The organism is Hydrogenophaga sp. (assembly GCF_030656115.1).
Taxonomy (GTDB): Bacteria; Pseudomonadota; Gammaproteobacteria; order Burkholderiales; family Burkholderiaceae_C; genus Hydrogenophaga.
Genome location: NZ_JAUSOO010000157.1, coordinates 1 through 1,557 on the forward strand (window position 1 = coordinate 1; position 1,557 = coordinate 1,557).

A 1,557-nucleotide genomic window follows, 5' to 3' on the forward strand; every position below is an offset into this window, starting at 1 on the left:
CACTCCCGCGCAGAGATGCGATCCTGGCGGCTGCGGCGAGTCGGTTCCGGCGACAGGGTTTCGAGCGCACCTCGGTGCGCGAGATTGCCCAGGCCATGGGCATGACTTCGGGTTCGATCTTCTACCACTTCGCCACCAAGGAGGAACTGCTGGTGGCGATCATGGAGGAGGGCGTTCGCGACATCATGCAGTCGGTGCGCGACGGGCTGGCTGGCGAGACGCGCCTGCCCGAGCGGCTGCTGTCGATGGTGCGCAGCCACCTGAAGGCATTGCTGGGTACGAGGCTCGACGCCATGACCGTGCTGCTCTACGAGTGGCGCAGCCTTTCGCCGACCGCCCAGACCCGGGTGATGGCATCGCGCGACGCCTACGAGGCCTTGTGGACGGCTCCGATCAGCGAGGCTGCGGCGCTGGGGCTGGTCGATGCCGATGTCGTGCTGGTGCGCCAGACGGTGCTCGGCGCCCTCAACTGGACGGCGCAGTGGTACCGACCTGGCGGGCGTCTGGATATCGACACGTTGGCGCAGCGCATGTACACGATGCTGTTTCCTCGTGTGGTCGCATCCGATGTGCAAGGTGCGGCATGCGCAAGTAGGTCGAAGGCTATCGGTACCCCTTCGGAGAGCCCGGGAGCAGGGCCGTCCGAAACAGTACCTTCTTTGAATTGAAAGCTAAACAGGAGAAAAGCAGCTATGAAATCGACCATGATGCAAGTGCCGCTCTCGCTCAATCATTTCCTGGAGCGGGCCAAGCTGTACCACCCGAAGGTGGAGATCGTATCGAGGATGCCCGACAAGTCCCTGCATCGCCATACCTACGCCGACTTCCACCGTCGGGCCAAGGGTCTGGCCGAGGCGCTGGTCAAGGCCGGCATCCAGCCCGGTGACCGGGTCGCAACCCTGATGTGGAACCATTACGCCCACCTCGAGTGCTACTTCGGCATTCCGGCGGCCGGCGCGGTGATGCATAACCTCAACTTGCGCCTGTTCCCGCACGACATTGCGTTCACCGTCAACCACGCCAAGGACCGTTTCCTGATCGTCGACGATGTTTTGCTGCCGTTGCTGGCGCAGTTCGCCAAGGATGTCAACTTCGAGCGCATCATTGTGGTGCCGCTGACAGGCAAGCCGGTGCCGCAGGGGTACGAGGACTATGAAGGCTTCATCGGTGGAGCGACTGATGACTTCAGATGTGTTGAAGTCGATGAAAACGCGCCCTGCGGCATGTGCTACACCTCGGGCACCACGGGCAGCCCCAAGGGTGTCGTCTATTCGCACCGCTCCACCGTGCTGCACACGCTCGTGGCGGCACTGCCAGGGGGGATCAACGTGTCGGGTACTGACACAGTGCTGCCGGTGGTGCCAATGTTCCACGCCAACGCATGGGGTTTGCCATTCGTCTCAACTTTCGTCGGTGCCAAGCTGGTGTTTCCCGGCCCGCACCTCGACTCAGAATCGCTGCTCGACTTGTACCAGCGCGAGCGGGTCACCGTCACCGGTGGTGTGCCCACCATCTGGTTGTCGCTGCTGCAGACGCTGCGCGCAAACCCGGGCAAGT

The 1,557-nt window shown here is 62.9% G+C and carries 2 protein-coding genes; both read left to right on the forward strand.

Annotated features, from left to right (window positions below; all coding sequences use genetic code 11):
• On the forward strand, positions 1 to 668 hold a 668-nt coding region (locus tag Q7J58_RS20760), incomplete at its 5' end, for a TetR/AcrR family transcriptional regulator (protein ID WP_304831773.1).
• Between the two features lie 24 nt (positions 669 to 692).
• Positions 693 to 1,557: AMP-binding protein (locus Q7J58_RS20765; protein ID WP_304831775.1), on the forward strand; the 865-nt coding region annotated here is incomplete at its 3' end.